Annotated in this window: 23 protein-coding genes and 1 riboswitch; of the genes, 15 read left to right on the top strand and 8 right to left on the bottom strand. The window is 72.5% G+C overall.

What is annotated here, in order from left to right; all coding sequences use genetic code 11:
* Positions 1 to 5 precede the first annotated feature (5 nt).
* Positions 6 to 149: a hypothetical protein gene (locus tag T328_RS29065; RefSeq protein ID WP_496499181.1), complete on the top strand. Its 144-nt coding sequence runs from the start codon at positions 6 to 8 to the stop codon at positions 147 to 149.
* A gap of 28 nt (positions 150 to 177) precedes the next feature.
* On the opposite strand, the gene T328_RS29070 is transcribed toward T328_RS29065, so the two are convergent.
* Entirely contained in the window at positions 178 to 2,262 is a 2,085-nt protein-coding gene (locus T328_RS29070; RefSeq protein ID WP_496499182.1) for a type IV secretory system conjugative DNA transfer family protein, read from the bottom strand.
* A 646-nt stretch (positions 2,263 to 2,908) separates the two neighbouring features.
* Between T328_RS29070 and T328_RS29075 the strand changes: the two genes are divergently transcribed.
* A complete protein-coding gene (locus T328_RS29075) occupies positions 2,909 to 3,112 on the top strand; it encodes a DUF4143 domain-containing protein (protein ID WP_496499183.1) in 204 nt (67 codons plus the stop codon).
* Between the two features lie 30 nt (positions 3,113 to 3,142).
* Here the strand turns inward: T328_RS29075 and T328_RS29080 are convergent, their stop codons facing one another.
* From T328_RS29080 to gcvT, 5 genes are all read right to left on the bottom strand, one after another.
* Positions 3,143 to 4,036 (bottom strand): DUF8094 domain-containing protein, encoded by an 894-nt coding sequence (locus T328_RS29080; protein ID WP_496499184.1) that lies wholly within the window; start codon positions 4,034 to 4,036, stop codon positions 3,143 to 3,145.
* A gap of 612 nt (positions 4,037 to 4,648) precedes the next feature.
* Positions 4,649 to 6,043 carry an L-serine ammonia-lyase gene (locus T328_RS29085; RefSeq protein WP_496499185.1) on the bottom strand — a complete coding sequence of 465 codons (1,395 nt, stop codon included), beginning with the start codon at positions 6,041 to 6,043 and terminating at the stop codon, positions 4,649 to 4,651.
* A gap of 94 nt (positions 6,044 to 6,137) precedes the next feature.
* The gene (gene glyA / locus T328_RS29090; RefSeq protein ID WP_496499186.1) at positions 6,138 to 7,421 is read right to left on the bottom strand and encodes a serine hydroxymethyltransferase; all 1,284 of its coding nucleotides are present in this window, start codon (positions 7,419 to 7,421) and stop codon (positions 6,138 to 6,140) included.
* Between the two features lie 42 nt (positions 7,422 to 7,463).
* On the bottom strand, positions 7,464 to 7,841 hold the full coding sequence (gene gcvH, locus T328_RS29095; RefSeq protein WP_496499187.1) for a glycine cleavage system protein GcvH: 378 nt from the start codon (positions 7,839 to 7,841) through the stop codon (positions 7,464 to 7,466).
* 56 nt (positions 7,842 to 7,897) lie between these two features.
* Positions 7,898 to 9,031: a glycine cleavage system aminomethyltransferase GcvT gene (gene gcvT / locus T328_RS29100; protein WP_496499188.1), complete on the bottom strand. Its 1,134-nt coding sequence runs from the start codon at positions 9,029 to 9,031 to the stop codon at positions 7,898 to 7,900.
* Between the two features lie 157 nt (positions 9,032 to 9,188).
* Positions 9,189 to 9,286: riboswitch (glycine riboswitch) on the bottom strand.
* Positions 9,287 to 9,380: 94 nt separating this feature from the next.
* On the opposite strand from gcvT, the gene T328_RS29105 reads away from it, so the two are divergent.
* The 9 genes from T328_RS29105 to T328_RS29145 all read left to right on the top strand — a co-directional run bounded on the left by T328_RS29105 (position 9,381) and on the right by T328_RS29145 (position 19,860).
* Complete coding sequence (locus T328_RS29105; RefSeq protein ID WP_496499189.1) at positions 9,381 to 10,019, top strand: AAA family ATPase; 639 nt, start codon at positions 9,381 to 9,383, stop codon at positions 10,017 to 10,019.
* A 222-nt stretch (positions 10,020 to 10,241) separates the two neighbouring features.
* Positions 10,242 to 11,024: an enhanced serine sensitivity protein SseB gene (locus T328_RS29110; protein ID WP_496499190.1), complete on the top strand. Its 783-nt coding sequence runs from the start codon at positions 10,242 to 10,244 to the stop codon at positions 11,022 to 11,024.
* A gap of 135 nt (positions 11,025 to 11,159) precedes the next feature.
* Positions 11,160 to 11,960 carry an enhanced serine sensitivity protein SseB C-terminal domain-containing protein gene (locus tag T328_RS29115; protein ID WP_496499191.1) on the top strand — a complete coding sequence of 267 codons (801 nt, stop codon included), beginning with the start codon at positions 11,160 to 11,162 and terminating at the stop codon, positions 11,958 to 11,960.
* Between the two features lie 329 nt (positions 11,961 to 12,289).
* Positions 12,290 to 13,288, top strand: a complete 999-nt coding sequence (locus T328_RS29120; RefSeq protein ID WP_496499192.1) for an ABC transporter permease — start codon at positions 12,290 to 12,292, stop codon at positions 13,286 to 13,288.
* 89 nt (positions 13,289 to 13,377) lie between these two features.
* Complete coding sequence (locus tag T328_RS29125) at positions 13,378 to 15,135, top strand: ABC transporter substrate-binding protein (protein WP_496499193.1); 1,758 nt, start codon at positions 13,378 to 13,380, stop codon at positions 15,133 to 15,135.
* A gap of 76 nt (positions 15,136 to 15,211) precedes the next feature.
* Complete coding sequence (locus T328_RS29130; RefSeq protein WP_496499194.1) at positions 15,212 to 16,219, top strand: ABC transporter permease; 1,008 nt, start codon at positions 15,212 to 15,214, stop codon at positions 16,217 to 16,219.
* On the top strand, positions 16,216 to 17,313 hold the full coding sequence (locus tag T328_RS29135) for an ABC transporter ATP-binding protein (protein WP_496499195.1): 1,098 nt from the start codon (positions 16,216 to 16,218) through the stop codon (positions 17,311 to 17,313). Before T328_RS29130 ends, T328_RS29135 begins: the two co-directional genes overlap by 4 nt.
* Complete coding sequence (locus T328_RS29140) at positions 17,310 to 18,515, top strand: ABC transporter ATP-binding protein (RefSeq protein WP_496499196.1); 1,206 nt, start codon at positions 17,310 to 17,312, stop codon at positions 18,513 to 18,515. The genes T328_RS29135 and T328_RS29140 overlap by 4 nt, the downstream gene beginning before the upstream one ends.
* Before the next feature lie 154 nt (positions 18,516 to 18,669).
* Positions 18,670 to 19,860 (top strand): cysteine desulfurase family protein, encoded by a 1,191-nt coding sequence (locus T328_RS29145; RefSeq protein WP_496499197.1) that lies wholly within the window; start codon positions 18,670 to 18,672, stop codon positions 19,858 to 19,860.
* Positions 19,861 to 19,938: 78 nt separating this feature from the next.
* On the opposite strand, the gene T328_RS29150 is transcribed toward T328_RS29145, so the two are convergent.
* Positions 19,939 to 20,790, bottom strand: a complete 852-nt coding sequence (locus T328_RS29150) for an N-acetylmuramoyl-L-alanine amidase (protein ID WP_496499198.1) — start codon at positions 20,788 to 20,790, stop codon at positions 19,939 to 19,941.
* Between the two features lie 90 nt (positions 20,791 to 20,880).
* Between T328_RS29150 and mnmA the strand changes: the two genes are divergently transcribed.
* Entirely contained in the window at positions 20,881 to 22,020 is a 1,140-nt protein-coding gene (gene mnmA, locus T328_RS29155) for a tRNA 2-thiouridine(34) synthase MnmA (RefSeq protein WP_496499199.1), read from the top strand.
* A 59-nt stretch (positions 22,021 to 22,079) separates the two neighbouring features.
* Here mnmA and T328_RS29160 read toward each other — a convergent pair whose 3' ends face one another.
* Positions 22,080 to 22,880, bottom strand: coding sequence for an alpha/beta fold hydrolase (locus T328_RS29160; protein ID WP_496499200.1), 801 nt, complete (start codon positions 22,878 to 22,880; stop codon positions 22,080 to 22,082).
* Positions 22,881 to 22,984: 104 nt separating this feature from the next.
* On the opposite strand from T328_RS29160, the gene T328_RS29165 reads away from it, so the two are divergent.
* From T328_RS29165 to T328_RS29175, 3 genes are read left to right on the top strand one after another with little or no spacing between them, the layout of a single operon-like run.
* Positions 22,985 to 23,512, top strand: coding sequence for an LOG family protein (locus T328_RS29165; RefSeq protein ID WP_496499201.1), 528 nt, complete (start codon positions 22,985 to 22,987; stop codon positions 23,510 to 23,512).
* A 39-nt stretch (positions 23,513 to 23,551) separates the two neighbouring features.
* Positions 23,552 to 24,265, top strand: coding sequence for an SDR family oxidoreductase (locus T328_RS29170; protein ID WP_496499202.1), 714 nt, complete (start codon positions 23,552 to 23,554; stop codon positions 24,263 to 24,265).
* A 32-nt stretch (positions 24,266 to 24,297) separates the two neighbouring features.
* Positions 24,298 to 25,356 carry a methionine synthase gene (locus T328_RS29175; RefSeq protein ID WP_496499203.1) on the top strand — a complete coding sequence of 353 codons (1,059 nt, stop codon included), beginning with the start codon at positions 24,298 to 24,300 and terminating at the stop codon, positions 25,354 to 25,356.
* The last annotated feature ends 9 nt before the right edge of the window (positions 25,357 to 25,365 follow it).

Below are 25,365 nucleotides of genomic sequence, written 5' to 3' on the forward strand. Positions count from 1 at the left end.
CCGACATGCCGACGCGCCGCTACACACCAGACCACCTCTACGCGATCGGCGCGATCCTCTCCGCCGACCCAGACACCTCCGGAACCTGCTGGCTCCACGACGACCCGGTGGAGGAACGGGACGACGGCTGGGTGCCGGTGCCGTCCTGAGCGCCGTCACTCCGATCTACCTCACTATTCACCCGCCGAGCCGGATCAGGATGGGTGAGGACCGCTGCCCGTCCGGCGCGGTCACGGAGACGACGGCGTGCCCCCCGGGCACCTCCGTCGCCAAGTCGTCGGCCGGCCACCGCTGCCGCCGCTCCCGACGGGTGCTCACCGCCTGGACCGTGACGTGCTTGCCGGTCGCGAGCCGCCGCAACCCGTACATCATTTTCTGTGTCGGCTCGTCGGCGTGGATCTGCCGGTCGGTCGTCGTCACCTCGTCGACCACCTCAGTGCCCCATGCCTCTGCGAAGTGCGCCGCGTCCCACGGCGCGATGCCGGCGCACACGATCCGGCACCCGGCCACGCTCACCAGCGGCTGACGTAGCGGCTCGGGGACGTCAGACAACGCCCGCAACGTCACCACGACACCGCAGCCTGCCGAGCGGGCACGCTGCAGTGACTCCAGAGACTGCGGGGTGATCGCCCCGGTCGCGTCGTCCAGCACCAGACACGGCCACGGGGCGCCGGTCCTCCGCCGCGCCGTGTCGGCCGCGAACTTCGCGATGATCAGCCGGGTGAGGACCCGGCCCGCTTGGGCGTGCACCCCCTCCGGCAGATCGACCCGCACCCGCACCGGCAGATCGAGCCGGTCCAGCGCCGTGCCGCCCGCCTCCGGCGTGACGATCCCGGCCAGCGCCGGCCGGTCCAGCACCGTCAGCCGGTCGGCCAGCAGCGCCACCACGCCCCCGCCGGCCGCGATCTGCCGCCGCACCGCGGCCAGTTCGCGAAGCTCGGCAGCTTTCCCCTTCTCCTCCAGGACGGCCCACAACTCCTCGAAGTGACCGGCCCCCTCAAGGAGGTCCCGCAAGTCACCCACCCCCGGCCAACGCCCGTACTCGGCGCTGTACGGCCCGATCAGCTGAGCGACGACCGTTGCCGCCGCCCGCAGTTCCCCGCCCGGCAGAGACCCGCTCAGATCCCCCACGAGCGCCTCAGCGGCGAGCGCCCCCGCCTCGTCCGCGTCCGTACGCCCACCGAAGAGATCAAGCATTCCGGCACGGCCTCCCGACGGGCCGGCCGTCGCGTCGATCACCACATCGAACCACGATGCCGGCGCGCACTGATCCCCGCGGTCCGTCACGACCACCACCGCGGCCTGCCTCGTCAACGCCTGCAGACACAACGACTCGATGATCGGCCGCACCACCCGCGCGGTCTTCCCCGAGCCGGTCGGCCCGACCACCAGTAAGCCCGTCGACAGCAGCCCGGGATCCAGCGCCACCCCGGCCGTGCGGTACGGGTACGGGTTCCGCGGCACGTCAGCCGCCGTACCCAACCGCACCTGCCGCACCGTCAGGTCGTGCCGCCCCGTACGCGCCGGCAACTCCCGAGCCCCCGACCCGTGCACGCACGCGCCGGCCCCACGCCGCTGGATCTCCGCAGCCACCGCCGCCCGACGGGCGAGATCAGACCGAGCCTGCCGCCACGCATACACGATCCGCACGTGATCCACGTCCGTGACCGCCCCGGACCGGAGTTCGGTCGTGAGCTGATCCGCCTCCTGCACCGCACCATCCCGCCGGAGATCCCGCCACGACGCCGGATCATCCTCGGGCGCAGGCACGTGGACTCGCGGACGCAAAGTCTCACTAGCCTGCCTCTGCGTATTCGTCCATGCCCGAATACGCCGAATGCACTCACCCCAATTTCCGATTCGACCAAAAAAGCCAAGCAGAACGGCAAGGGCAATCGCGTAATAAAGGTACGAGATAATGACGAATGGCACACCGCTCTGCAGCTCGTCCGGAGTGAGCGCCAAGACCGGCCACAACCAGTAAGTGCCCAGGTACCCATTCCACAACAAGGCTCCGAGCACCCAAGCCGCCACCGCCGACAGCCCCGCCCCTACAGCGAGTTGTGTTGTCGGGATCCGCACCGGCTCTTCCTCCGGGCGGGGCTCGTAGTTGGCCTTCCACACCCCCAGCGGGGCACTCTCCGGCCGCGGTGCGCGCAACCAGTCCACGAGCGGCACCCGTCCCGCATCCGGCGACTCTGCCGGCATCGGCGGCATTGGCGGCGTCGTCGGCGCCGGCGGCTCCCACTCCCCGCGGTCCATCACATCTCCCCTCGTGGGCCTCCCAATCCTCCCATCATCCCCCGTGGTTGAGAGCATGCCCCCATCCGGACCAGCCCCGGCAAGCTGCACCGATGGGTGTGCAGACCGATGCAACGACAGGCGCACGGACCAGGGCGCCGATGGGTGCGCAGACCGGTGCACCCCCTTCCGAAGCGACAGCGAGTTCCCGCAGGTCAACACCCTAATGAAAGCGTGGCGCAGCGCCGGCACCTCTCTCCGTAGCGGAGAGAGGACTCAGCCCTCTCGCCGGCAGCACACAGCAGCGCACGTCTCGGGTGCCAACTGGCGTACGGACCGCCCCTGCCGCAGGGCCGTCGAGTGCGGTGCGCACTGCGGCGCCCCCGCCGCTGCGCCGCCGCCAGCGTTCGTGCTGGTCGGACCAGGGCCTTCAGGGTGGCCGGCCCTCCTCGGCGCGCCCGCTCCGGTCCGGGAGCCGCTGAGCCCGCTCGGGTCATGAGGTGCGGCTAAACTAATACGCCATCTGCGACCAGATTAATATCGGTCTTGCGGCCAAACTATCGGGCACATCCTCCCTCGCCGGGCAACGACCGCGGTCGAGGAGGCGCTGGAAGACACCTGCGTCGTCCTGGTCAACGGTGCGCGGCAGTGCGGCAAGAGCACCTTGGTGGTCGTCGCGATCGACGTCAGGGCGGCCTCGACCGTCAGGGCCGAGGACTTCCGGGGGCTGCGGCATCTCGCCGATCGCCTGGGCGACGACCTGCTGACCGGAATCGTGCTCTACACCGGGCAGCAGACGCTCCCCTTCGGCCCGCGCTTCCGCGCCATCCCGCTGAGCGCCCTGTGGGAGACGTCCTCCACCGGGGACTGACCCCCGCTGCCCAGCGGCAGGGCCACCAACTCAGGCCGGAGACGGTGCGGCCGCGGCGTTGACGATCTCCCAGTACGTGCCCGTCACCGTCGCCGCTCCGGTCTTCTCCACGTGAACGGCGCTCTGCTGCAGGTAGTCGATATCGGCCTGGTCCACTCGCTTGTGCCCGGTGAGGGCTTCGACCTGAGGTGACGTCTCTATCCAGCAGGAAGAGCCGCTGGTGGTCTCTGTTCGCCGGAATTCCGCGCTGACGAGGGCGAAGACACCACCGTCGCGGGTCTGCAGGGCGTAGATCTTGGGATAGCGGGTCTTCTGCGGTTCCAGGTCGGCGTTGGCGCAGGTGAAGTTCTTGTTCCGCTCCTGGTGGGTGGCGAGCATCTGCTGCTTGCTCGGGCTGTCCTTGAGCCCACTGCCGTCGCCGGTGCCGCCGGTGGCGTACAGGTCGGTGATCGCCTCGTCCAGGCGGTCCAAGCGGGTGGAACCGCGACGGGCAGCGGCGTCTACGACGGTGGGCAGGCCGGCGTCGTCCAGGGCTGGCTTCGGCAAGGGCTCGCTGTCCTTGTGGAGATAGACCGCGACCGGCATCTTCCACGAGCCGTCGTCCTGCCGCTCGAATATCAGGACCGCCGGCCGCTTCTCGGTGTCTCCCTTGTCGCGGGCGGAGGCGGAGACCAGGAACCAGTCGCCGCGCGCGGGGATGGAGAACTCCACGTCCTCCCAGACGAACGGGGTGCCGTACCCCTTCCGCTGCTTCTCGCCGAGTTCCGGGAGCATCCGGTACTGCGCCAGGGTCTGCTCCAGCAGCGGACCGGACTGAATGCTCCGCGCTCCTTCAGCGTCCCAGGATGCGTTGGCCTTGTTGTTGATCGTCGTGTGCCTGGCGAGGATCTGCCGAGCCTTCTCCTGGGAGACGAGCGGACGCACCCGCTCGGCGGCCTCCTCCGAGCGCCGAGTGGGCGAGTCCCCGTCTCCCTCACCACCCGAGCACGCAGCCACCGCGAACAGCCCCACCAGGGCAATCGCCCTCAGCCGGGCTGCCGTCTGGCGCCGCCGGCCGCTTACCACGAGTCGGCTGGCATGCGCCGGCGGTCCGAGGGCTCCATGATCAGGCGCATTGGTCTTCTCCTGCCGTGCGTCGGGGGCATCCGTCGGCATCTGCGTGACGCCTTCAGCCGGGGTGCCGGGGTCACGGCACCGACCGGCGACCGGATCTGCGCGAGTATGCAGGCAGGTTCTGCATGCAACCTTGACGGAATCTGGCACGTCGCACCGCCGCGTGGGTCGCGTCCCGCGAGGGTGGTGTCAGCGATCACGAGCTTCGCCCTCAGGTGCCTGGCTCGCGGTGACCTCTCCCTGGGCGCCGCACGCGAAATGGCCTGGCCGGGCGCCAGGAGTGCCCCGGCCGGTCGAAGCACCGGCGTGACCTGCACGTTCCGGTCCATTAACCGGCTACACCATCCGGCGGGACGTCATCGATTCGGGCTGGATCGCCGGGCGTTGCCACGAGTCGCGGCCCGGATTTCAGACGGGGTTTCGTCAGCACTCCACCACGTTGACCGCGAGGCCGCCGCGGGCCGTCTCCTTGTACTTGACCTTCATGTCCGCACCCGTCTCCTTCATCGTCTTGATCGCCTTGTCGAGCGAGACGAAGTGCTGCCCGTCACCGCGCAGCGCCATCCGGGCCGCCGTGATCGCCTTGACCGCCGCCATGCCGTTGCGCTCGATGCACGGGATCTGCACCAGGCCGCCGATCGGGTCGCAGGTCAGGCCCAGGTTGTGCTCGATGCCGATCTCCGCGGCGTTCTCCACCTGTTCCGGGGTGCCGCCCAGGATCTCGGCGAGGCCGCCGGCGGCCATGGAGCAGGCGGAGCCGACCTCGCCCTGGCAGCCGACCTCGGCGCCGGAGATGGAGGCGTTCTCCTTGAAGAGCATGCCGATCGCGCCCGCCGCGAGGAGGAAGCGGACGACGGTGTCGTCGTCGGCGCCCGGTACGAAGTCCGTCGCGTAGTGCAGGACCGCGGGGATGATGCCCGCCGCGCCGTTGGTGGGGGCGGTGACGACGCGGCCGCCGGCGGCGTTCTCCTCGTTGACCGCCATCGCGTGGAGCGTGACCCACTCCATCGCGTGCGCCGCTGACTTTCCATGAGGGGCACCCGCCGCGCGCAGTTGGCGGGCCTCGCCGGCGGCGCGGCGGCGGACCTTCAGGCCGCCGGGGAGGATGCCCTCGCGGGTGGTGCCGCGGGCCACGCAGTCGCGCATCACCTGCCAGATCTCCAGCAGCCCGGCGCGGATCTCCGCCTCCGTGCGCCAGGCCCGCTCGTTCTCCAGCATCAGCGAGGACAGGGACAGGCCCGTCTCGCGGGTGCGGCGCAGCATCTCGTCGGCGGTGCGGAAGGGGTACTTCAGCACGGTGTCGTCGAGCTTGATCCGGTCCTCGCCGACGGCGGTCTCGTCCACGACGAAGCCGCCGCCCACCGAGTAGTACGTCTTCTCCAGCAGCGTCCCGCCGTCCGCGTCGTACGCGGCCAGCGTCATGCCGTTCGCGTGGTACGGCAGCGACCGGCGGCGGTGCAGGACGAGGTCGGCGTCGGCGTCGAAGGCGATCTCGTGGCCGGGCCCTGTCCCGGCGCCCAGGAGGTGCAGCCGTCGAGCGGTGCGGATGCGCTCCACCTCGCCGTCGGCCCGCTCGACGTCGACGGTGCGCGGCGAGTGTCCCTCCAGGCCGAGGAGCACCGCTTTCGGGGTGCCGTGGCCGTGGCCGGTGGCGCCGAGGGAGCCGAAGAGTTCGGCCCGTACGGCGGCGGTGTGGGCCAGCAGGCCCTCGTTCTTCAGCCGGCGGGCGAACAGCCGGGCCGCCCGCATCGGGCCGACCGTGTGCGAACTCGACGGGCCGATGCCGATCGAGAAGAGGTCGAAGACGGAGATGGCCACTCGGGACTCCCTGGTCCTTGCGCGGGGCGTGCGCCCCGGGCCCGTGGCCCCCGCCGCGCCGGGCCGGCGCGGCGGGGGCCACGGGCGGTACGGGCTACAGGCCGGGGTACAGCGGGTGCTTCTCGGCCAGGGCCGTGACCCGGGCGGCGAGGGCGGCCGTCTTGGCCTCGTCGAAGCCCGGCTTGAGGGCCTCGGCGATGACGTCGGCGACCTCCTCGAAGTCCGCGGCGGTGAAGCCGCGGGTGGCCAGCGCCGGGGAGCCGATGCGCAGGCCGGAGGTGACCATGGGCGGGCGGGGGTCGTTCGGGACCGCGTTGCGGTTGACGGTGATGCCGATCTCGTGGAGCCGGTCCTCGGCCTGCTGGCCGTCCAGCTCGGAGTCGCGCAGGTCGACCAGGACCAGGTGGACGTCCGTGCCGCCGGAGAGCACCGAGACGCCGGCCGCGCGCGCGTCGTCGCGCAGCAGCCGCTCCGCCAGGATCCGGGCGCCGTCCAGCGTGCGCCGCTGCCGCTCCTTGAACTCCTCCGACGCCGCGATCTTGAACGACACCGCCTTGGCCGCGATCACGTGCTCCAGCGGCCCGCCCTGCTGGCCGGGGAAGACCGCTGAGTTGATCTTCTTGGCGAGGTCCTGGCGGGACAGGATGACCCCGCCGCGCGGCCCGCCGAGCGTCTTGTGGGTCGTCGTGGTGACGATGTCCGCGTACGGCACGGGGTTGGGGTGCAGGCCCGCGGCCACCAGCCCGGCGAAGTGCGCCATGTCGACCATCAGCAGCGCGCCGGCCTCGTCCGCGATCCGGCGGAAGCCGGCGAAGTCCAGCTGCCGCGGGTACGCCGACCAGCCGGCGATGATCAGCTTCGGCCGCCGCTCCTTGGCCAGCCGCTCGACCTCGGCCATGTCGACCAGCCCGGTCTCGGCGTCGACGTGGTACGCGGCGACGTCGTACAGCTTGCCGGAGAAGTTGATCTTCATGCCGTGGGTCAGGTGGCCGCCGTGGGCCAGGTCCAGGCCCAGGATGGTGTCGCCGGGCTTCAGCACCGCGAACATCGCCGCCGCGTTCGCCGACGCGCCCGAGTGCGGCTGGACGTTCGCGGCCTCGGCGCCGAAGAGCGCCTTGACGCGCTCCCGGGCCAGCTCCTCGGCGACGTCGACGTGCTCGCAGCCGCCGTAGTAGCGGCGGCCGGGGTAGCCCTCGGCGTACTTGTTGGTGAGGACCGAGCCCTGCGCCTGAAGCACGGCGACCGGGGCGAAGTTCTCCGAGGCGATCATTTCGAGGGTGGACTGCTGGCGCTGCAGCTCGGCGTCCACGGCGGCGGCGACCTCGGGGTCGACGTCGTGGAGCGAGCCGTTCAGAAGTGAGCCGTTCAGAAGGGACATGGGACCTTCCGGGGAAGAGGGACGCGGGCGTGACGGCGGAGTTCAGCCCGCGGTGAACTCGGTGTACTCGGCGGCGGACATCAGATCCTCGGCCTCGGCCGCGACGCGCACCTTGAACAGCCAGCCGTCCTCGAACGGCCCGGAGTTCACCAGCGCCGGGTCGTCCACGACGTCCTGGTTGGCCGCGGTGACCTCCCCGGTCACCGGCGCGTAGAGGTCGGAGACGGACTTGGTCGACTCCAGCTCGCCGCAGGACTCGCCCGCGGTGACCGTGTCGCCGACGTCCGGCAGCTGGACGTAGACGACGTCGCCGAGCGCGTTCGCGGCGTGCGCGGTGATGCCGACGGTGGCGACGCCGTCGTCGCCGGCCGCGACCCACTCGTGTTCCTTGCTGTAGCGCAGGTGCTCAGGGTTGCTCATGAGGCGATTCTCCAGGATCGAGACGTGAGTGGCATGAAGAGGCGCAGGTGGAGCGGTCAGGGGCGCTTGTAGAACGGCAGGGCGACGACCTCGTACGGCTCGTGGCTGCCGCGGATGTCGACGCCCACGCCGGTGGCCGCCGACGGCCCCGGCTCGGCGTGCGCGGCGTCGACGTACGCCATGGCGATCGGCTTGCCCAGGGTGGGGGAGGGGGCGCCGGAGGTGACCTCGCCGATCCGCCGGCCGCCGGCCACCACCGCGTACCCCGCCCGCGGCACCCGGCGGCCCTCGGCGACCAGGCCGACCAGCACCCGCGGCGGCTCGGCCGCGGCGCGCTCGGCGGCCTGCGCGAGGGCCTTGCGCCCGACGAAGTCGCCGGGCTTGTCGAGCTTGACGACCCGGCCGAGGCCGGCGTCGAAGGGGGTGAGCGCGGCGGTCAGCTCGTGCCCGTACAGCGGCATGCCGGCCTCCAGGCGGAGGGTGTCGCGGCAGGAGAGCCCGCAGGGCACCAGGCCGTCGTCCTGTCCGGCGGCGGTCAGCGCGGTCCAGACGGCGACCGCGTCCGCGGGGCGTACGAACAGCTCGAAGCCGTCCTCGCCGGTGTAGCCGGTACGGGCGATGAGCGCGCCGGCGCCGGCGACGGTGCCGGGCAGCCCCGCGTAGTACTTCAGGCCGGCCAGGTCCGCGTCGGTGACCCGGCCCAGCACGGCGGCCGACCTCGGGCCCTGCACGGCGATCAGGGCGTACGCGTCCCGGTCGTCCCGTACCACCGCGCCCGGGAAGCCGGCGGCCCGCTCGACGAGGGCGTCCAGGACGACCTGCGCGTTGGCGGCGTTCGCGACGATCATGTACTCCTCGTCGGCGAGCCGGTAGACGATCAGGTCGTCGAGGATGCCGCCGTCCTCGCGGCAGATCATCGTGTACCGGGCGCGGCCGGGGCGCACCGCGGACAGCCGGCCCACCAGGGCGTAGTCGAGCAGCACGGCGGCCCCGGGGCCGGAGACGGTGATCTCGCCCATGTGGGAGAGGTCGAAGAGGCCGGCGCGGGTGCGCACCGCGACGTGCTCCTCGCGCTCGCTGCCGTAGCGCAGCGGCATGTCCCAGCCGGCGAAGCCGGTCATGGTGGCGCCGAGCGCGCGGTGCGTGGCGTCGAGCGCGGTACGGCGCGGTGCAGGGCTCTCAGTGGTCATCGTCAGGCTCCCGGACAGGGGGTGGTCGTGTCCTCCCCATCTGTCATCGGAACCTGAGAGGTTCGCCACGATCCCGCGGGAGCGTGGCTTGCACCTTGGGTGGGGCGGCGCCGGCACACTGCTGTGCTCCAGGACGCCGCCCGCTTTTCAGATCTGCCTCGCCCGCGCGGTGACGGGGCCTGAGAGATTCAAGGGAGGACTTGCTCCTTCGGCGCCCGGTGCGGTGAGGCACCGGGACTCTCCCGCGCGGGTTCGAACGGCCGGTATGGAGTTGGCGGGCCCCATCATTGCACGCGACCGGCGATCGCGGGCCGGCGCGCGGAACTGGGAGAGCGCCTTCCGTTGTGCCATGGCGTCCTTGTCGAGCCCCGCCGCTGTTGCCAGGCTGGTGGAGGGCAGCGGCGGGCAGGGCGTGGGAGGCGGCGTGACGGTGGAGCAGGCGGCCTCCCGGGAGCGGCTTCGATATCCCGAGGGGGACATCGTCGTGATCTCCGGGCTGCCGGGCAGCGGCAAGAGCACGCTCATGCGGCGGACGCGACCGCCGGCGGAGGTGCTGCTGATCGACTCGCAGTACGTACGCGAACACTGGGCGCGCCGGCTGGGGCCGCGGCTGCCGTACGGGATGTACCGGCCGCTGGTGCGCGTCCACCACTACGCCCGGCTGCGCTTCGCGGTCCGCGCCGGCGGCAGCCTCGTCGTGCACGACTGCGGCACGCTGCCGTGGGTGCGGTGGTGGCTGACCCGGCAGGCCCGGCGGTACGGGCGCGGGGTGCACGTGGTGGTGCTGGACGTACCGGCCGACGTGGCGCGGGAGCGGCAGGCGGCGCGCGGGCGCGCGGTGTCGCGCTACGCCTTCGCCCGGCACCGGTGGGCGCACCGGCGGCTGCTGGACTCGGCGCGGGACGGGGAGCTGGCGGCGGTGTGCGCGTCGGTGCTGGTGCTGGACGGGGCGGCGGCGGGGGCGCTGCGCGGGATCAGCTTCGGCTGAGCGCGCGCCCGCCGCCGCCCCGTTCCCGGGCCCGTACGGTCGCAACCCGCCCGACCCCGCCGGCAGCTCCGGCGGCTCCGCCGCGTTCGCCGGAGAAGGTGCTCTCTTTTATCCGAGGTCGGTGGGTGAGAGGGCGCCACCGTGTGCACGTACGGGCTTCGCCCGCGAACGCTCGCAGCCGTTAGGGTGCCGACGTTCACCCCCGACAGTTGGCTGGTTCCGATGAGCTACGACTACCGCTCCCCGCAGCCCCCCGCCACGGGCGGCTTTCCCGGCAACGAGCTGGAGGAGGTGCTCGCCGCCTCCCTCGGCAACCCGCAGGCGGCCCCGCGGCTGCTGGAGGTGCTGGGCCGCAGCAGCCTGTGGGTGCCGCTGCCCGAGGGCGGCGGCCCGGACAGCGCGTCGCTCGACCTGCCGACGACCGACATCGGCGGCGCGCCGTACGTGCCGGTGTTCTCCTCGCAGGAGGAGTTCCTGCGGGTGACCGGCTCGCACATGTCGTTCACCGTCGCGCCCGCCCGCGAGTTCGCCCGCGGGCTGCCGCCGGGGGTCGGCATCGCGGTCAACCCCGGCGGCACCGTCGGCGTGCCGCTGCCGCCGGCCGCGGTGGCTGAGTTGTGCCGCGACCGCCGGGACCGCGGGGCGCCGCGGCTGCCGGGGGAGGCGCGGGGCGGCCGGGTGCGGCTGTTCACGCCGGACTGGCAGGACGACCCGGTGGACTTCCTGGCCGTCGCCCGGGAGGAGTTCGAGCGGATCGGGGTGGTGCGCAGCGCACGCCGGGGGCTCGCGAGCGTGGAGGGGGGTGCCGTACAGCTGTACATCGGGGTCGAGCTGCTGGACACGTACGACGAGAGCCGGCAGGCGACGGTGGAGGCGCTGGGCCGGGCGCTGGGCGCGCAGCCGGTGCCGTGGAAGGTGCAACTGGTGTTCCTCGACGCCGCCGTGGACCCGGTGATCACCTGGATGCGGGCCAAGGTCGAGCCGTTCTACATCCGGGTCGGCTGACGCGGGGAGGCCCTAAGCTGGTTTGATGACCATTCCGGGGGTACACGCGTGCCCGGCGGCGGCGATGGCCGAGACGAAGGGTTGGGGCCGAGGGTGAACGGGGGCGCGAGCGGGAGTGCGGCGCCGGGAGCGGGCGTGGGCCAGCTGGTCCGCCAGGTGGCTCCCGGCAGGTACGACGCCTACGAGGCGCTGCTCGCCGCGCTGGCCGCCGGGCAGGTGTGGATGCTGCTCTGGCAGGGCCGACCGGACTCGCCCGACGCGCAGTACGGCAGCATGCAGGTCGAGGGCCACGCCTACGCGCCCTGCTTCAGCTCCGACCACGAGCTGGCCGCCAGCGGCTGGGCCGGTGCCCACGAGCCCGTCGCCGGTGCGGAGATCGCCGCCGCGCTCTACCCCGACCGCTGGGGCCTGTGGCTCGACCCGCACGCCGCCGGCGGCGGCGTCGGCGTCCCCTGGCTCGACCTGCGCCGGGTGGCCACCGGCCTGGACCGGCTGCCCGCGGGCCCGCTGCGGATCTCCGAGCCCGTCGTGGACGTCGCGCAGTTCTACGCCCTGCTGGGCCAGACCGCCCACCGCACCCCCGCCGTGCGCACGCTCTGCCGCGCCTGGGTGCAGCCGGCGCTCGGCGAGCCGTACCTGGCCATCGGCATCGACCTGTACGACACGGGCCCCCAGTCCGTCGCCGCGGCGCAGGCGATGATGCAGGAGTCCGTGGCCGCCGCGCCCCCGGGCCTGGCGGTCTCCACGGTGGCGCTGGCCGACGACCACGAGCCGGTGGCGATGTGGATGCGGGCCAACTCCCGGCCGTTCTTCGACCGCGGCGCCCACGGCGGCGGCCCGGCCGCCCCGCCCGCCGGCTACGGCTATCCGCCGCCGCACTCGGCGGGCGGCGCCCAGCAGTCCGGTTGGCAGCCGGGGCCCGCCCCGCAGTTCTGAGGCCCCGATCTTTATGTCGGCATACGCCCCGCTATCGGGGCGGTGAAGATCCGCTCAGCGGCGGTGGGATGTCCGGATAACGGTATCCACTGCATCGCATCACGTTTGCGCATCCATTCCCCTCGGGGTCTGGCGAGTGATCCCTAGCGCGTTGAAGACTCCCCCCGCAGGAGGCTGTCGTTCCCCTGTGCGACGGCGGACATTCACGATCACGGACCACGAACCAACGGCACACGGCACCACGGCATGACTTGCACCAGCGAAGCGAATGAGCCGCTACCGCGGCAGACGACGGCGGGACGCCGCCGCTCGGGAGGGGTCCCCACAACATGACGGCACCTATCGAGACCACCGGCGCTGCCGAGGCGACGCCGGAAGCTCTCGTCGAGGGCGTGGACAAGAGCCGGATCGAGGGCCGTTCACTCGGGCGCATCGCGTGGATGCGGCTCAAGCGTGACCGCGTCGCCATGGCGGGCGGCGTCGTCGTGGTGCTGCTCATCCTGATCGCCGCGCTCTCCCGGCCGATCCAGTCGATCTTCGGTCTCGACCCCAACAAGCTGAACCAGGACCTCGTCGACCCCTCCCTGGCCACGCCGTACGGCTCGTTCGGCGGCATCAGCTGGGACCACCCGCTGGGCGTGGAGCCGAAGCTCGGCCGCGACATCGCCACCCGGATCCTGGAGGGCTCCTGGGTCTCGCTGCTGGTGGCCTTCGGCGCCACCATGGTCGCCGTCGTGATCGGCACCGTCCTCGGCGTCATCGCCGGCTACTACGGCAAGTGGGCCGACACGATCATCAGCCGGACCATGGACACGTTCCTGGCCTTCCCGGTGCTGCTCTTCGCCATCTCCATCTCCGCCGCGCTGCAGGGCGGCGCCTTCGGGCTGAAGGGGCTGGAGCTGCACATCGGCGTGCTGATCTTCGTCATCGGCTTCTTCAGCTGGCCGTATATCGGCCGAATCGTCCGAGGACAGACGCTCAGCCTGCGTGAACGCGAGTTCGTCGAAGCGGCCCGGAGCCTGGGCGCGCGCGGCCCCTTCATCCTCTTCCGGGAGCTGCTGCCGAACCTGGTGGGGCCGATCCTCGTCTACTCCACGCTGCTGATCCCGACCAACATCCTCTTCGAGGCGGCGCTGAGCTTCCTCGGCGTGGGCATCCAGCCGCCGCAGGCCTCCTGGGGCGGCATGCTGAGCAGCGCGATCGACTACTACCAGGTCGACCCGATGTTCATGGTCGTGCCGGGTGTGGCGATCTTCCTCTCCGTGCTGGCCTTCAACCTCTTGGGCGACGGGCTCAGGGACGCACTCGATCCCAAGGGCCGCCGATGACACCGATGACACCAGGAAACAGTCTGGGCGCGGCACCCGCCGTTCCCGCTCTCGTCCCATCTCTCCGAACCAGGGGGCAACGCCTCACCATGAAACTCAGGTCGAAATCAGCCGCCATGCTCGCGGTTGCCGTCTCGGTCGCGCTGACCGTCTCCGCCTGCGGCGGTGGCGGCAACGACGACGACGAGGGCGGCGAGGGCGGCGGCGCGCCCGCGAACGCGGCGATCGAGAAGGTCCTCAACCCGTCCGACAAGAAGGGCGGCACCCTCGTCTACGAGTCCGCCGACGTGCCGGACTCGATGGACCCGGGCAACACGTACTACGGCTACGTGTGGAACTTCAGCCGGCTGTACGCCCGCTCCCTCATGACCTACGCCCCCGGCCCGGGCGCACAGGCCGCGGAGCCGGTGCCGGACCTCGCCGAGGGTCCCGGTGAGTCGACGGACGGCGGCAAGACCTGGACGTACAAGATCAAGAAGGGTGTCAAGTACGAGGACGGCACCGAGATTACGTCCGGTGACGTCAAGTACGCCGTCGAGCGGAGCAACTACGCCCGCGACGTGCTCTCCCTCGGCCCGAACTACTTCGCCCAGTACCTGAAGAACCCGGACGACTACCAGGGTCCGTACAAGGACAAGGGCGAAGAGGGCATCTCGTCCATCAAGACCCCGGACGACCACACGATCGTCTTCGAGCTGGCGCAGCCGTTCCAGGAGTTCGACTACCTGGTGGCGATGACGCAGACCGCGCCGGTGCCGCGGGACAAGGACAACGGCTCGGACTACCAGAAGAACATCGTCTCCTCCGGCTCGTACAAGTTCGAGAGCTTCGACCTGGACAAGTCCGCCACCCTGGTCCGCAACGACCAGTGGGACCCGAAGACGGACGAGATCCGCAAGCAGCTGCCGGACAAGATCGAGGTCAAGTTCAAGGTCAACGCCGAGACCATCGACCAGAACATCGAGGCCGGCGAGACCCACGTGATGCTGGACGCCCTCGGCGTCACCGGTCAGACCCAGTCGCAGCTGCTGCGGGACAAGTCGAACATGATCGACAATCCGACCGGCGGCCGCCTGACCTACCTGGCGATGAACACCCAGCTGGCGCCGTTCGACGACGTCAACTGCCGCAAGGCGGTGGAGTACGCCGTCGACAAGGACTCCTCGCTGCGCGCCCTCGGCGGCGAGCCCAAGGGCAGCATCGCCACCACCGCGCTGCCGCCGGACGTCCCGAGCCACGAGGCGTATGACGACCCGTACGCCACCGAGGGCAGCAAGGGCGACGTCGACAAGGCCAAGGCCGCGCTGAAGGAGTGCGGTGAGCCCGACGGGTTCGACACCGTGCTGACCGCGCGCACCGAGCGCCAGGACGAGATCGACAACGCCACGGCGATCCAGGCGGCCCTGAAGAAGGTGGGCATCAACGCCGAGATCCAGAAGTTCCCCGGCGGCAAGTACTTCACCGACTTCGCGGGCTCCAAGAAGTGGACCAAGGACAACAACGCGGGTCTGTACATGATGCAGTGGGGCGCCGACTGGCCCAGCGGCTACGGCTTCCTGCAGCAGATCTTCAACGGCGGTGCCATCGGTGAAGACGGGAACACGAACATCTCGTACCTGGACGACCCGGAGATCAACAAGCTGCTCGACGACTCGATCGCCAACCCGGACAAGGCGGCCCGTGCCAAGGCATACGCCGAGGTGGACGAGAAGGTCCTGGAGACGGCGGCGATCGTGCCCCTCTCCTACTTCAAGGTCCTGCACCAGCGCTCGGACAAGCTCACCAACCTGGTGTCCTCGCAGGCGTTCAGCGGTCAGTACGACTACCTGAACCTCGGCCTGAAGTAGCACCCTCACCGGCTGCGCGGGCGGTGCCCCTCACCGGCACCGCCCGCGCCGCCCGGACCGTGGAAGGCACGCCCTCGTGTTCGCGTATCTCATCCGGCGGCTGCTGGCCGCGGTGGTGCTGCTGTTCGTCGTGAGCGCCATCACCTACGCCATCTTCTTCATCCTGCCGCGGCTCGCCGGCAGCACCGCAGACCAGCTCGCCGCGCAGTACATCGGCAAGAGCCCGGACCCCAAGACCATCGACGCGGTCAAGAAGAACCTCGGCCTCGACGATCCCGTCTACGTCCAGTACTGGGACTTCATCCGCGGCATCTTCGCCGGCCGGGAGTTCAACTTCGGCCCCGACCCGTCGCAGTGCAACGCACCCTGCCTCGGCTACTCCTTCCGCAAGCACGTGGAGGTCTGGCCGGAGATGCTGGACCGGCTGCCGGTCACCGCCTCGCTGGCGGTCGGCGCCGCCGTGCTGTGGCTGGTCTCCGGCGTGACGACGGGCGTGATCTCGGCGCTGCGCCCCGGGTCGTTCTTCGACCGCGCGGCCATGGGCATCGCCCTGGCCGGCGTCTCGCTGCCGATGTTCTTCACCGGCACCGTCGCGCTGGCGCTGTTCGTCTACCAGTGGGAGATCTTCCCGAACGAGTACACGCCGCTCACCGAGAATCCGGTGCGCTGGTTCCAGGGGCTGATGCTGCCCTGGTTCTCCCTGGCGTTCCTCTATTCGGCTCTCTATGCGAGACTCACGCGGGCCGGGATGCTGGAGACCATGGGTGAGGACTACATCCGCACCGCCCGCGCGAAGGGCCTGAAGGAGCCGGTGGTGATCACCCGGCACGGGCTGCGCTCCGCGCTGACCCCCATCGTCACCATCTTCGGCATGGACTTCGCGCTGCTGCTCGGCGGGGCGGTGATCACCGAGACGGTGTTCTCCTTCAACGGGGTCGGCTCCTGGGCGGTGCAGTCCATCAACGAGAACGACCTGCCGCCGATCCTCGGCGTCACGTTGTTCGCCGCCTTCTTCATCGTGATCTGCAATCTGGTGGTCGACTTCGTGTACGCCGCCATCGACCCGAGGGTGAGGGTCTCGTGACCGGCCTGACGAAGACGGGCGCCGTCGGCGAGCCGGTGCCCACCGGCACTGAAGCGTCGGCCTTCCTGGACATCCGGGACCTGAAGGTCCACTTCCCGACCGACGACGGCCTGGTGAAGTCCGTCGACGGGCTCTCCTTCCAGCTGGAGAAGGGCAAGACCCTCGGCATCGTGGGCGAGTCCGGCTCCGGCAAGTCCGTCACCTCGCTGGCGGTGATGGGGCTGCACACCGCCGGGCAGTACGGCAAGCGCCGGCGGGCGCGGCTCTCCGGCGAGATCTGGCTCAACGGCCAGGAGCTGCTGTCCGCGGAGCCCGACACGGTCCGCCGGCTGCGCGGCCGTGAGATGTCGATGATCTTCCAGGACCCGCTGTCCGCGCTGCACCCGTACTACAAGATCGGGTACCAGATCGTGGAGGCGTACCGGGTCCACCACGACGTCGACAAGAAGACCGCGCGCAAGCGGGCGATCGAGATGCTCGACCGGGTCGGCATCCCGCAGCCCGACAAGCGCGTCGACGACTACCCGCACCAGTTCTCCGGCGGCATGCGCCAGCGCGCGATGATCGCGATGGCGCTGGTGAACAACCCCGAACTGCTCATCGCCGACGAGCCGACGACCGCGCTCGACGTCACCGTGCAGGCGCAGATACTCGACCTGATCCGGGATCTGCAGAAGGAGTTCGGCTCCGCGGTCGTCATCATCACCCACGACCTCGGCGTGGTCGCCGAGCTGGCCGACGACATCCTGGTGATGTACGGCGGCCGGTGCGTGGAGAAGGGCTCGGCCGAGCAGATCTTCGACCGGCCGCAGCACCCGTACACCTGGGGCCTGCTCGGCTCCATGCCGCGCATCGACCGGGAGGCCACGGACCGGCTCATCCCGGTCAAGGGCAGCCCGCCGAGCCTCATCAACGTGCCTAGCGGCTGTGCGTTCCACCCCCGCTGCCCCTACGCGGACGTGCCCGCGGACGACGCCAGCCGTACCGTACGGCCCGAGCTGCGCGAAGTGGGCGCCAACCACTTTGCTGCCTGCCACATGCGGCAGGAAGACCGGGAGCGCATCTACACCGAAGAGATTGCGCCGAAGCTGTGAAGGACGAGGCTGTGCCCGAGACGAAGGCCGACCAGGCGACCTCCCCCGCCGGCTACGCCCCCACTGGCGGGGGTACCCCCACTGCGGGGGACGGGAAGGCGACCGGCGCCGCGGGGGCCGGGCCGACCGACCCCGGCGGGACGCAGGCGACCGCGACCATTCCCGGCGCGCGGCTGCGCAAGAAGCCCGTCGCCGGCACCGAGCCGCTGCTCAGGGTCTCGGGGCTGGCCAAGCACTTCCCCATCCGCAAGGGCCTGCTGCAGCGCAAGGTCGGCGCGGTGCAGGCGGTGGACGGTATCGACTTCGAGGTGCTGCCCGGCGAGACCCTGGGCGTGGTCGGCGAGTCCGGCTGCGGCAAGTCCACCATGGGCCGGCTGATCACCCGGCTGCTGGAGCCCACCGGCGGCAGCGTCGAGTTCCAGGGCCGGGACATCACGCACCTGAGCACGGGCCAGATGCGCCCGCTGCGCCGCGACGTGCAGATGATCTTCCAGGACCCGTACTCCTCGCTGAACCCGCGGCACACCGTCGGCACGATCGTCGGCGCCCCGTTCAAGCTGCAGAACGTCACGCCCGAGGGCGGGGTGAAGAAGGAGGTCCAGGCGATCCTGGAGCGGGTCGGCCTGAACCCCGAGCACTACAACCGCTATCCGCACGAGTTCTCCGGCGGCCAGCGGCAGCGCATCGGCATCGCCCGGGCGCTGGCCCTGCAGCCGAAGCTGATCGGCGCGGACGAGCCGGTCTCGGCGCTGGACGTGTCCATCCAGGCGCAGGTGGTCAACCTGCTGGACGACCTGCAGCAGGAGTTCGGGCTCACGTACGTGATCATCGCCCACGACCTGTCCGTCGTCCGGCACGTCTCGGACCGGATCGCGGTCATGTACCTGGGCAAGGTCGTCGAGCTGTCCGACCGCGCCAGCCTGTACCGGGCGCCGCTGCACCCGTACACCAAGGCGCTGATGTCCGCGGTGCCGGTGCCGGACACCAAGCGCAGGCAGCAGCGCGAACGGATCCTGCTCAAGGGCGACGTGCCCTCGCCGATCGCGCCGCCGCCCGGCTGCCGCTTCCACACCCGGTGCTGGAAGGCCACCCAGGTCTGCAAGACCAAGGAGCCGCCGATGCTGGAGCTGAAGCCCGGGCAGCGCACCGCCTGCTGGCACCCGGAGAACGCACCCGACCAGGCACCCGACGACAAGAAGTAGCACGCGGCGGGGTGGCACGGGCCCCGGGAGGATCGGCTCCCGGGGCCGGCGGGCCGGTTCCGGGCGGGAGCCGGGACGGGGGCGGGGCGGGCTTCCGCGCGGCCGGAACGCGGCGTGAGGCGGGGCGGGCGGGCGCCGTAGAATCGGGACCATCATGGACCAGGCTGTCTACCTCGACCACGCCGCCACCACCCCGATGCTCCCCGAGGCGGTGCGGGCCATGACCGACCGGCTCACCGTCACCGGCAACGCCTCGTCGCTGCACGCCGCGGGCCGGCGGGCCCGGCGTACGGTCGAGGAGTCCCGGGAGCGGCTGGCCGCCGCTTTCGGCGCCCGGCCCAGCGAGGTGGTTTTCACCTCCGGCGGCACCGAGGCGGACAACCTGGCGGTCAAGGGCCTGTACTGGGCCCGGCGCGCGGAGGACCCGGCCCGTACCCGGGTGCTCGCCAGCCCGGTGGAGCACCACGCGGTGCTCGACGCCGTGCACTGGCTGCAGAAGCACGAGGGCGCCACCGTCGAGTGGCTCCCCGTCGACGGCCACGGCCGGGTGCACCCCGACGCGCTGCGCGCCGCGCTGGAGCGCGGCCCGGGCGGGGGCGCCGGGGACGTGGCGCTGGTGACGGCGATGTGGGCCAACAACGAGATCGGCACGGTCCTGCCCGTCGCGGAACTCGCCGCCGTGGCACGGGAGTACGGCGTGCCCATGCACGCCGACGCCGTGCAGGCCGCGGGCCAGGCCGAGGTCGACTTCGGCGCCAGCGGGCTGGCCGCGCTGACGCTGACCGGGCACAAGATCGGCGGCCCGTACGGCATCGGGGCCCTGCTCCTCGGCCGGCAGTACGCGCCCGAGCCGCTGCTGCACGGCGGCGGGCAGGAGCGCGAGGTGCGCTCCGGCACGCTCGACGTGCCGGCGGTCGCGGCGTTCGCGGTGGCGGGGGAGCTGGCCGCGGAGCGGCGCGCGGAGTTCGCCGCCGGGGTGGGCGCGCTCCGCGACGACCTGGTGGCCGCGGTGCGCGGGGCCGTGCCCGACGCGGTGCTCAACGGCGACCCGGACCCGGCCGGGCGGCTGCCCGCCAACGCGCACTTCTCCTTCCCCGGCTGCGAGGGCGACTCCCTGCTGCTGCTCCTGGACGCCCAGGGCATCGCCTGCTCCACCGGCTCCGCCTGCACCGCGGGCGTCGCCCAGCCCAGCCACGTGCTGCTCGCCGCGGGGGCGGACGCGGAGCTGGCGCGGGGCACGCTGCGGTTCTCGCTGGGGCACACGTCGACGGCGGCGGACGTGGCGGCGCTGGCGGCGGCGATCGGGCCGGCGGTGGCGCGGGCGCGGGCGGCGGGGCTGACCTGAGCGGCGGCGCGGGGCGGTGCGGTCCGTAGCGGACCGCTCCGGTCGCGCGGGGATCAGGCGCGGGATCCAGGCGCGGGATCAGGAGTCGCGCGCCGGGCGTGCGCTCGCCTTGCGGTCCGCGGCGGCGTGCGCCTCGCGCACCATCCGCATGTAGCGCTGCCAGTCCCAGTGCGGCCCGGGGTCGGTGTGGGTGGCCTCCGGTACCTCGTTGTGGCCGACGATGTGCTCCCGGTCCACGGGTATGTCGTACCGCCGGCAGATGTCCGCGGTCAGCTTCGCCGACGAGCGGTACATGACGTCGGTGAGCGTCTCCGGGCGGTCCACGAAGCCCTCGTGCTCGATGCCGACGCTGCGCTCGTTCCACTCCCGGTTGCCCGCGTGGAACGCGACGTCCAGCTCGCGCACCGTCTGCGCCACGTGCCCGTCCCCGGCGCGGACGACGTAGTGGGAGGCGGCGCCGTGGCCGGGGTCGCGGAAGACCTTGAGCGCCACGGCGTGGCTGCCTTCGGTGACGTGGATGACGACGCGGTCGATGTCGTAGTCCGCGGGGCGGTCGGCCCGGCGCCAGTTCGCCTCCGAGGCGCCGGCCCAGCCGGCGGCGGCGTAGTCCAGCTCGCCGGCCTTGCGCGGTTTGTCGATGCCCGGCACCTGCCACCACAGGCGCTTCAGCTGCTCGTACCCGGCCCAGCCGAGGCCGGCGCCGACGGCGCCCACGCCGAGGGCGGCGAGCACGGCGCGGCGGCTGGAGCGGCGGGGCAGCCCGTCCGGTGCGAGGCGCCCGTCCTGTGCCCGCTGCCCGTCCCGCGCCTCCTGCGCGTCCCGCGCGCCCTGTCCGTCCCGCGTACGCTCCCCGGCCTCCGCGCGCTCTCCGGCGGCCCGGCGGGACCCGTCGGGCGCGCGCTGCGGACCGTCGCCGTCCATCGTCGGCATGCGGTTCTTCCTTCTCGTTCGGTCTCGATCGGCCAACGCCTCCGGCCGCCGGACGGTTCCGCACCGCGGTCTCGTTACCCTGGAGTGGCTATGACACCACCAGCGACACACCCGGCCCGCCCCGCCCGTCTGAAGGTCCTCGCCGCCATGTCCGGCGGCGTGGACTCCGCCGTCGCCGCCGCCCGCGCCGCGGCGGCGGGGCACGACGTCACCGGCGTGCACCTCGCGCTCTCCGCCAACCCGCAGTCCTTCCGCACCGGCGCCCGCGGCTGCTGCACCATCGAGGACTCGCACGACGCCCGCCGCGCCGCCGACGTCATCGGCATCCCGTTCTACGTCTGGGACCTCGCCGAGCGGTTCCGCGAGGACGTCGTGGAGGACTTCGTCAGCGAGTACGCCGCGGGCCGTACGCCCAACCCCTGCCTGCGCTGCAACGAGAAGATCAAGTTCGCGGCGCTGCTGGACAAGGCGCTGGCCCTGGGCTTCGACGCGGTGTGCACCGGCCACTACGCCAAGGTCGTCACCCGCGCCGACGGCGGGCGCGAGCTGCACCGCGCGGCGGACGCGGCCAAGGACCAGTCGTACGTCCTCGGCGTGCTGGACGAGCGGCAGCTCGCGCACGCGATGTTCCCGCTCGGCGACACCGAGACCACGAAGGCCGAGATCCGCGCGGAGGCGGCGGAGCGCGGGCTGTTCGTGGCCGAGAAGCCCGACAGCCACGACATCTGCTTCATCGCCGACGGCGACACCCAGGGCTTCCTCGCCCGCCGCCTCGGCGCCGCCGAGGGCGACGTCGTCGACGAGACCGGCGCCCGGGTCGGCACCCACTCCGGTGCGTACGCCTTCACCGTCGGCCAGCGCAAGGGCCTGTCGCTCGGCCACCCCGCCCCCGACGGCCGCCCGCGCTACGTGCTCGACATCTCACCCGTCGACAACACCGTCACCGTCGGCCCGGCCTCGTCCCTGGACGTCGAGGCGCTGACGGCGGTCTCCCCGCGCTGGTGCGGCACGCCGCCCGCCGGCCCCGGGGCGTACACCGCGCAGCTGCGCGCGCACGGCGGCGAGACGCCGGTGACCGCCGAGGCCGTCGGCGGGGAGCTGCGGGTGAGCTTTGCGGAGCCGGTGCGGGGGGTCGCGCCGGGGCAGGCGGTGGTGCTGTACGACGGCACGCGCGTGGTCGGGTCCGCGACGATCGCGACCACCCGCCGCGCGGGCGCGCCGGTGGCGTAGCGGCGCCGCGTACGGCCCGTACGGCCGCGTACGGCCCGTACGGCCGGTGCCGAACCGGGCTACGCCGTCAGGAACTCCGTGAGCGAGGGAGCCACCGCCTCCGGCGCCACCTCGTGCGTCTGCTCCGGCAGCAGCGCGAACCGGCCGTCGCGCACGGTGTCCGCCACCCGGCGCGCCGCGTACTGGATCCACTCCCAGCTCGCCCCGCCGGCCAGCGCGAGCACCGGCACGGACACCTCCGCCAGCAGCCCGGCCGGCACCCGGCCGTCGCCGAGGACGTCGTAGTCGTACGCGAGGGTGGGCGCCAGCGCCGTGAAGCCGGCCCACATGGGCGTGGCCTTCATCTCCCGGATCGTCTCCGGCGGCGCGCCCACACCGCTGATGAAGTGGGCCACCGCGCCGTCCCGGTCGCCGGCGGCGAGCAGTTCGTGCAGCCGGGCGACGCCCGCGTCGTACTCCTCGTCATCGCTGTCGTCGGCCCGGAACGGCGGCTCGTAGACCGCGAGGCGGGTGATCGGCAGCCCGGCCGCCGCCGCGCGCAGCGCCAGCGCCGCGCCGGAGGACATGCCGTAGACCGAGGCACGTCCGCCGACCGCGTCGATCACCGCGGCCAGGTCCTCGACCTCCCGCTCCGCGACCCCCGTCGGCGGGATCCGGCCCGACGTGGCGTCGCCGCTGCCACCCCGGCCGCGGCGGTCGTACAGCACCGCGGTGCCGTGCCGGGCGAGCAGTTCCGCCAGCGGGGCGTCGACGCCGCGGGTGCACAGGGCGCCCTGGACCAGCACCACGGGCGGGCCGCCGCCCAGCGTCTCGTACGCGAGCGGGGTGCCGTCGGCGGAGTGGGCGGTGAGGTGCGTCATGGATTCTCCTAGTGAGTGGGAGCGGTTGCCGGATATAACGACCGACGGCGCGGCCGGGACTCATCGGTCCGCCGGTGTCGGACCCCGCGCGTACGGTGTCGCGTATGAATATCTGCGTCTTCCTCTCCGCCGCCGACCTCGACGAGCGCTACACGGCGCCCGCCCGCCACTTCGCCGAGCTGCTCGGCAAGCGGGGGCACACGCTGGTGTGGGGCGGGTCGGACGTGGGGCTGATGAAGGTGGTCGCCGACGGGGTGCAGGAGCACGGCGGGCGGCTCGTCGGGGTCTCGGTGACCTTCCTGGCCGACAAGGCGCGCGAGGGCGCCGACGAGATGATCGTCGCCCGGGACCTGGCGGAGCGGAAGGCGGAGCTGCTCGGCCGCTCCGACGCCGTCGTGATCATGGTCGGCGGCACCGGCACGCTGGACGAGGCCACGGAGATCCTGGAGCTGAAGAAGCACGGGCTGCACACGAAGCCGGTGGTCCTGCTCAACACCGCCGGGTACTACGACGGGTTGCACGAGCAGTTCCGACGGATGGAGGCGGAGGGCTTCCTGCCGCTGCCGCTGACGGAGCTGATGTTCTTCGCCGACGACCCGGTGGCCGCCATGACGTACCTGGAGGCCGCTTAAGGCCGCGGCGGCGCGGCGGCGCGGTGACAGGATGGCCGTATGAGCGACACGACCCCTTCCCCCACCCACCTGATCACGGGCGCCGGCTCCGGCATCGGCGCGGCGCTGGCGCGGCGGCTGGCCGCGCGCGGGCCCGCCGCCGGGCTCTGGTTCCTCGTCCGCGGCGAGGCGCGCGCCGCGGAGCTCGCCGAGCGCTTCCCGGGGGCGCGCACCCTCGTGGCGGACCTCGGCGCGCCGGGGCGGCTGGCCGACGCGCTGGCGGAGCAGGAGCTGCCGGCCCGGCTCGACTCGCTGGTGCACGTCGCGGGCGTGGTGGAGCTGGGCCCGGTCGCGGAGACCACCCCGAAGGTCTGGGACGAGACGCTCGCGGTCAACCTGACCGGGCCCGCCGAGCTGACCCGGCTGCTGCTGCCGCGGCTGCGTACGGCGCGCGGGCACGTCGTGTTCGTCAACTCCAGCGCCGGGCTCGGCGCGGCGGCCGGGTGGGGGGCGTACGGCGCGAGCAAGCACGGGCTGAAGGCGCTGGCCGACGCGCTGCGCGCGGAGGAGGCCGGCAGCGGCGTCCGGGTCACCACCGTCTACCCCGGCCGCACGGCCACGCCGATGCAGGCCAAGGTGCACCGCCAGGAGGGCCGGGAGTACGACCCGGGGCGCTGGATCGACCCCGAGTCGGTGGCGACGACCCTGCTGACGGCCCTGGACCTGCCGCGCGACGCCCATCTCACCGACGTCACCGTACGCCCCGGTCCGTAGGAGAGCCGGGCGGTCGGCATACCCTCACCCTCGTGACAGACAAAGCGACGCGCCCGTGGGGTGCCGGTGCCGCCACCGGCGTGGGGTCCATGCCCGGCGGTGACGCGCGGGAGACCGCGCGCACCGTGACCGGTGAGGTCGGCGACTTCCCGTTCCTGCCCGAGCTGCCGGCGCGCGGGCCCGGCGCCGACATGGTCGGCCGCAGCGCCGGGATGCTCGTCGACGTCTACGTCCATCTGCAGCCCAGCGGCTGGCGCGTCGCCGACCGGCCGGGGCTCGACACCCGCAGGGCGCGCTCCTGGCTGGGCGAGGACCTGGACGCGCTGGAGGAGTTCACCCAGGGCTATGCCGGCCCGCTGAAGGTCCAGGCCACCGGGCCGTGGACGCTGGCCGCCGCGCTGGAGCTGAAGGGCGGCGAGGCGGCGCTGCGGGACCCCGGCGCCTGCCGCGACCTGGCCGCCTCGCTCGCCGAGGGGCTGCGCGCGCACCTGGCGGAGGTACGCCGCCGGGTGCCCGGCGCCGAGGTGGTGCTGCAGCTCGACGAGCCGTCGGTCACCGCCGTGCTCACCGGCCGGGTCGCCACCGCCAGCGGCTACCGCACCTACCGGGCCGTGGACCGCGCCGTGGTCGAGGGCACGCTGCGCGACGTGATCGACGCCGCCGGCGCCACCGGCCCGGCCGGCACCCCGGTCGTCGTCCACTCCTGCGCCCCGGACGTGCCCTTCGCGCTGCTGCACCGCGCCGGGGCCGCCGCCGTCTCGTACGACGCGGCGCTGCTGACCGAACGCCAGGACGAGACGGTGGGCGAGGTGGTGGAGGCCGGGCTCGGGCTCTTCGCGGGCGTCGTGCCGGCGACCGCGAACGCGTCGGCGGGCACGCCCGCCGACGCGGGTCGGATGTCAGACCCGGCGGGTAGCGTCGAGGGTGTCAGGACGTTGTGGCGCAGGCTGGGGCTGTCGCCGCAGGCGCTCGCCGGCGGTGTGGTGATCACTCCGGCGTGCGGCCTCGCGGGCGCCGACCCGGAGTACGCCCGCCGGGCCCTCGCCCACTGCGTCCGCGCCGCGGGGTCCCTCGCCCGGGACCCGGAGTGACCACGGGAG

The sequence above is a fragment of the Streptomyces sp. CNX435 genome (assembly GCF_059570575.1).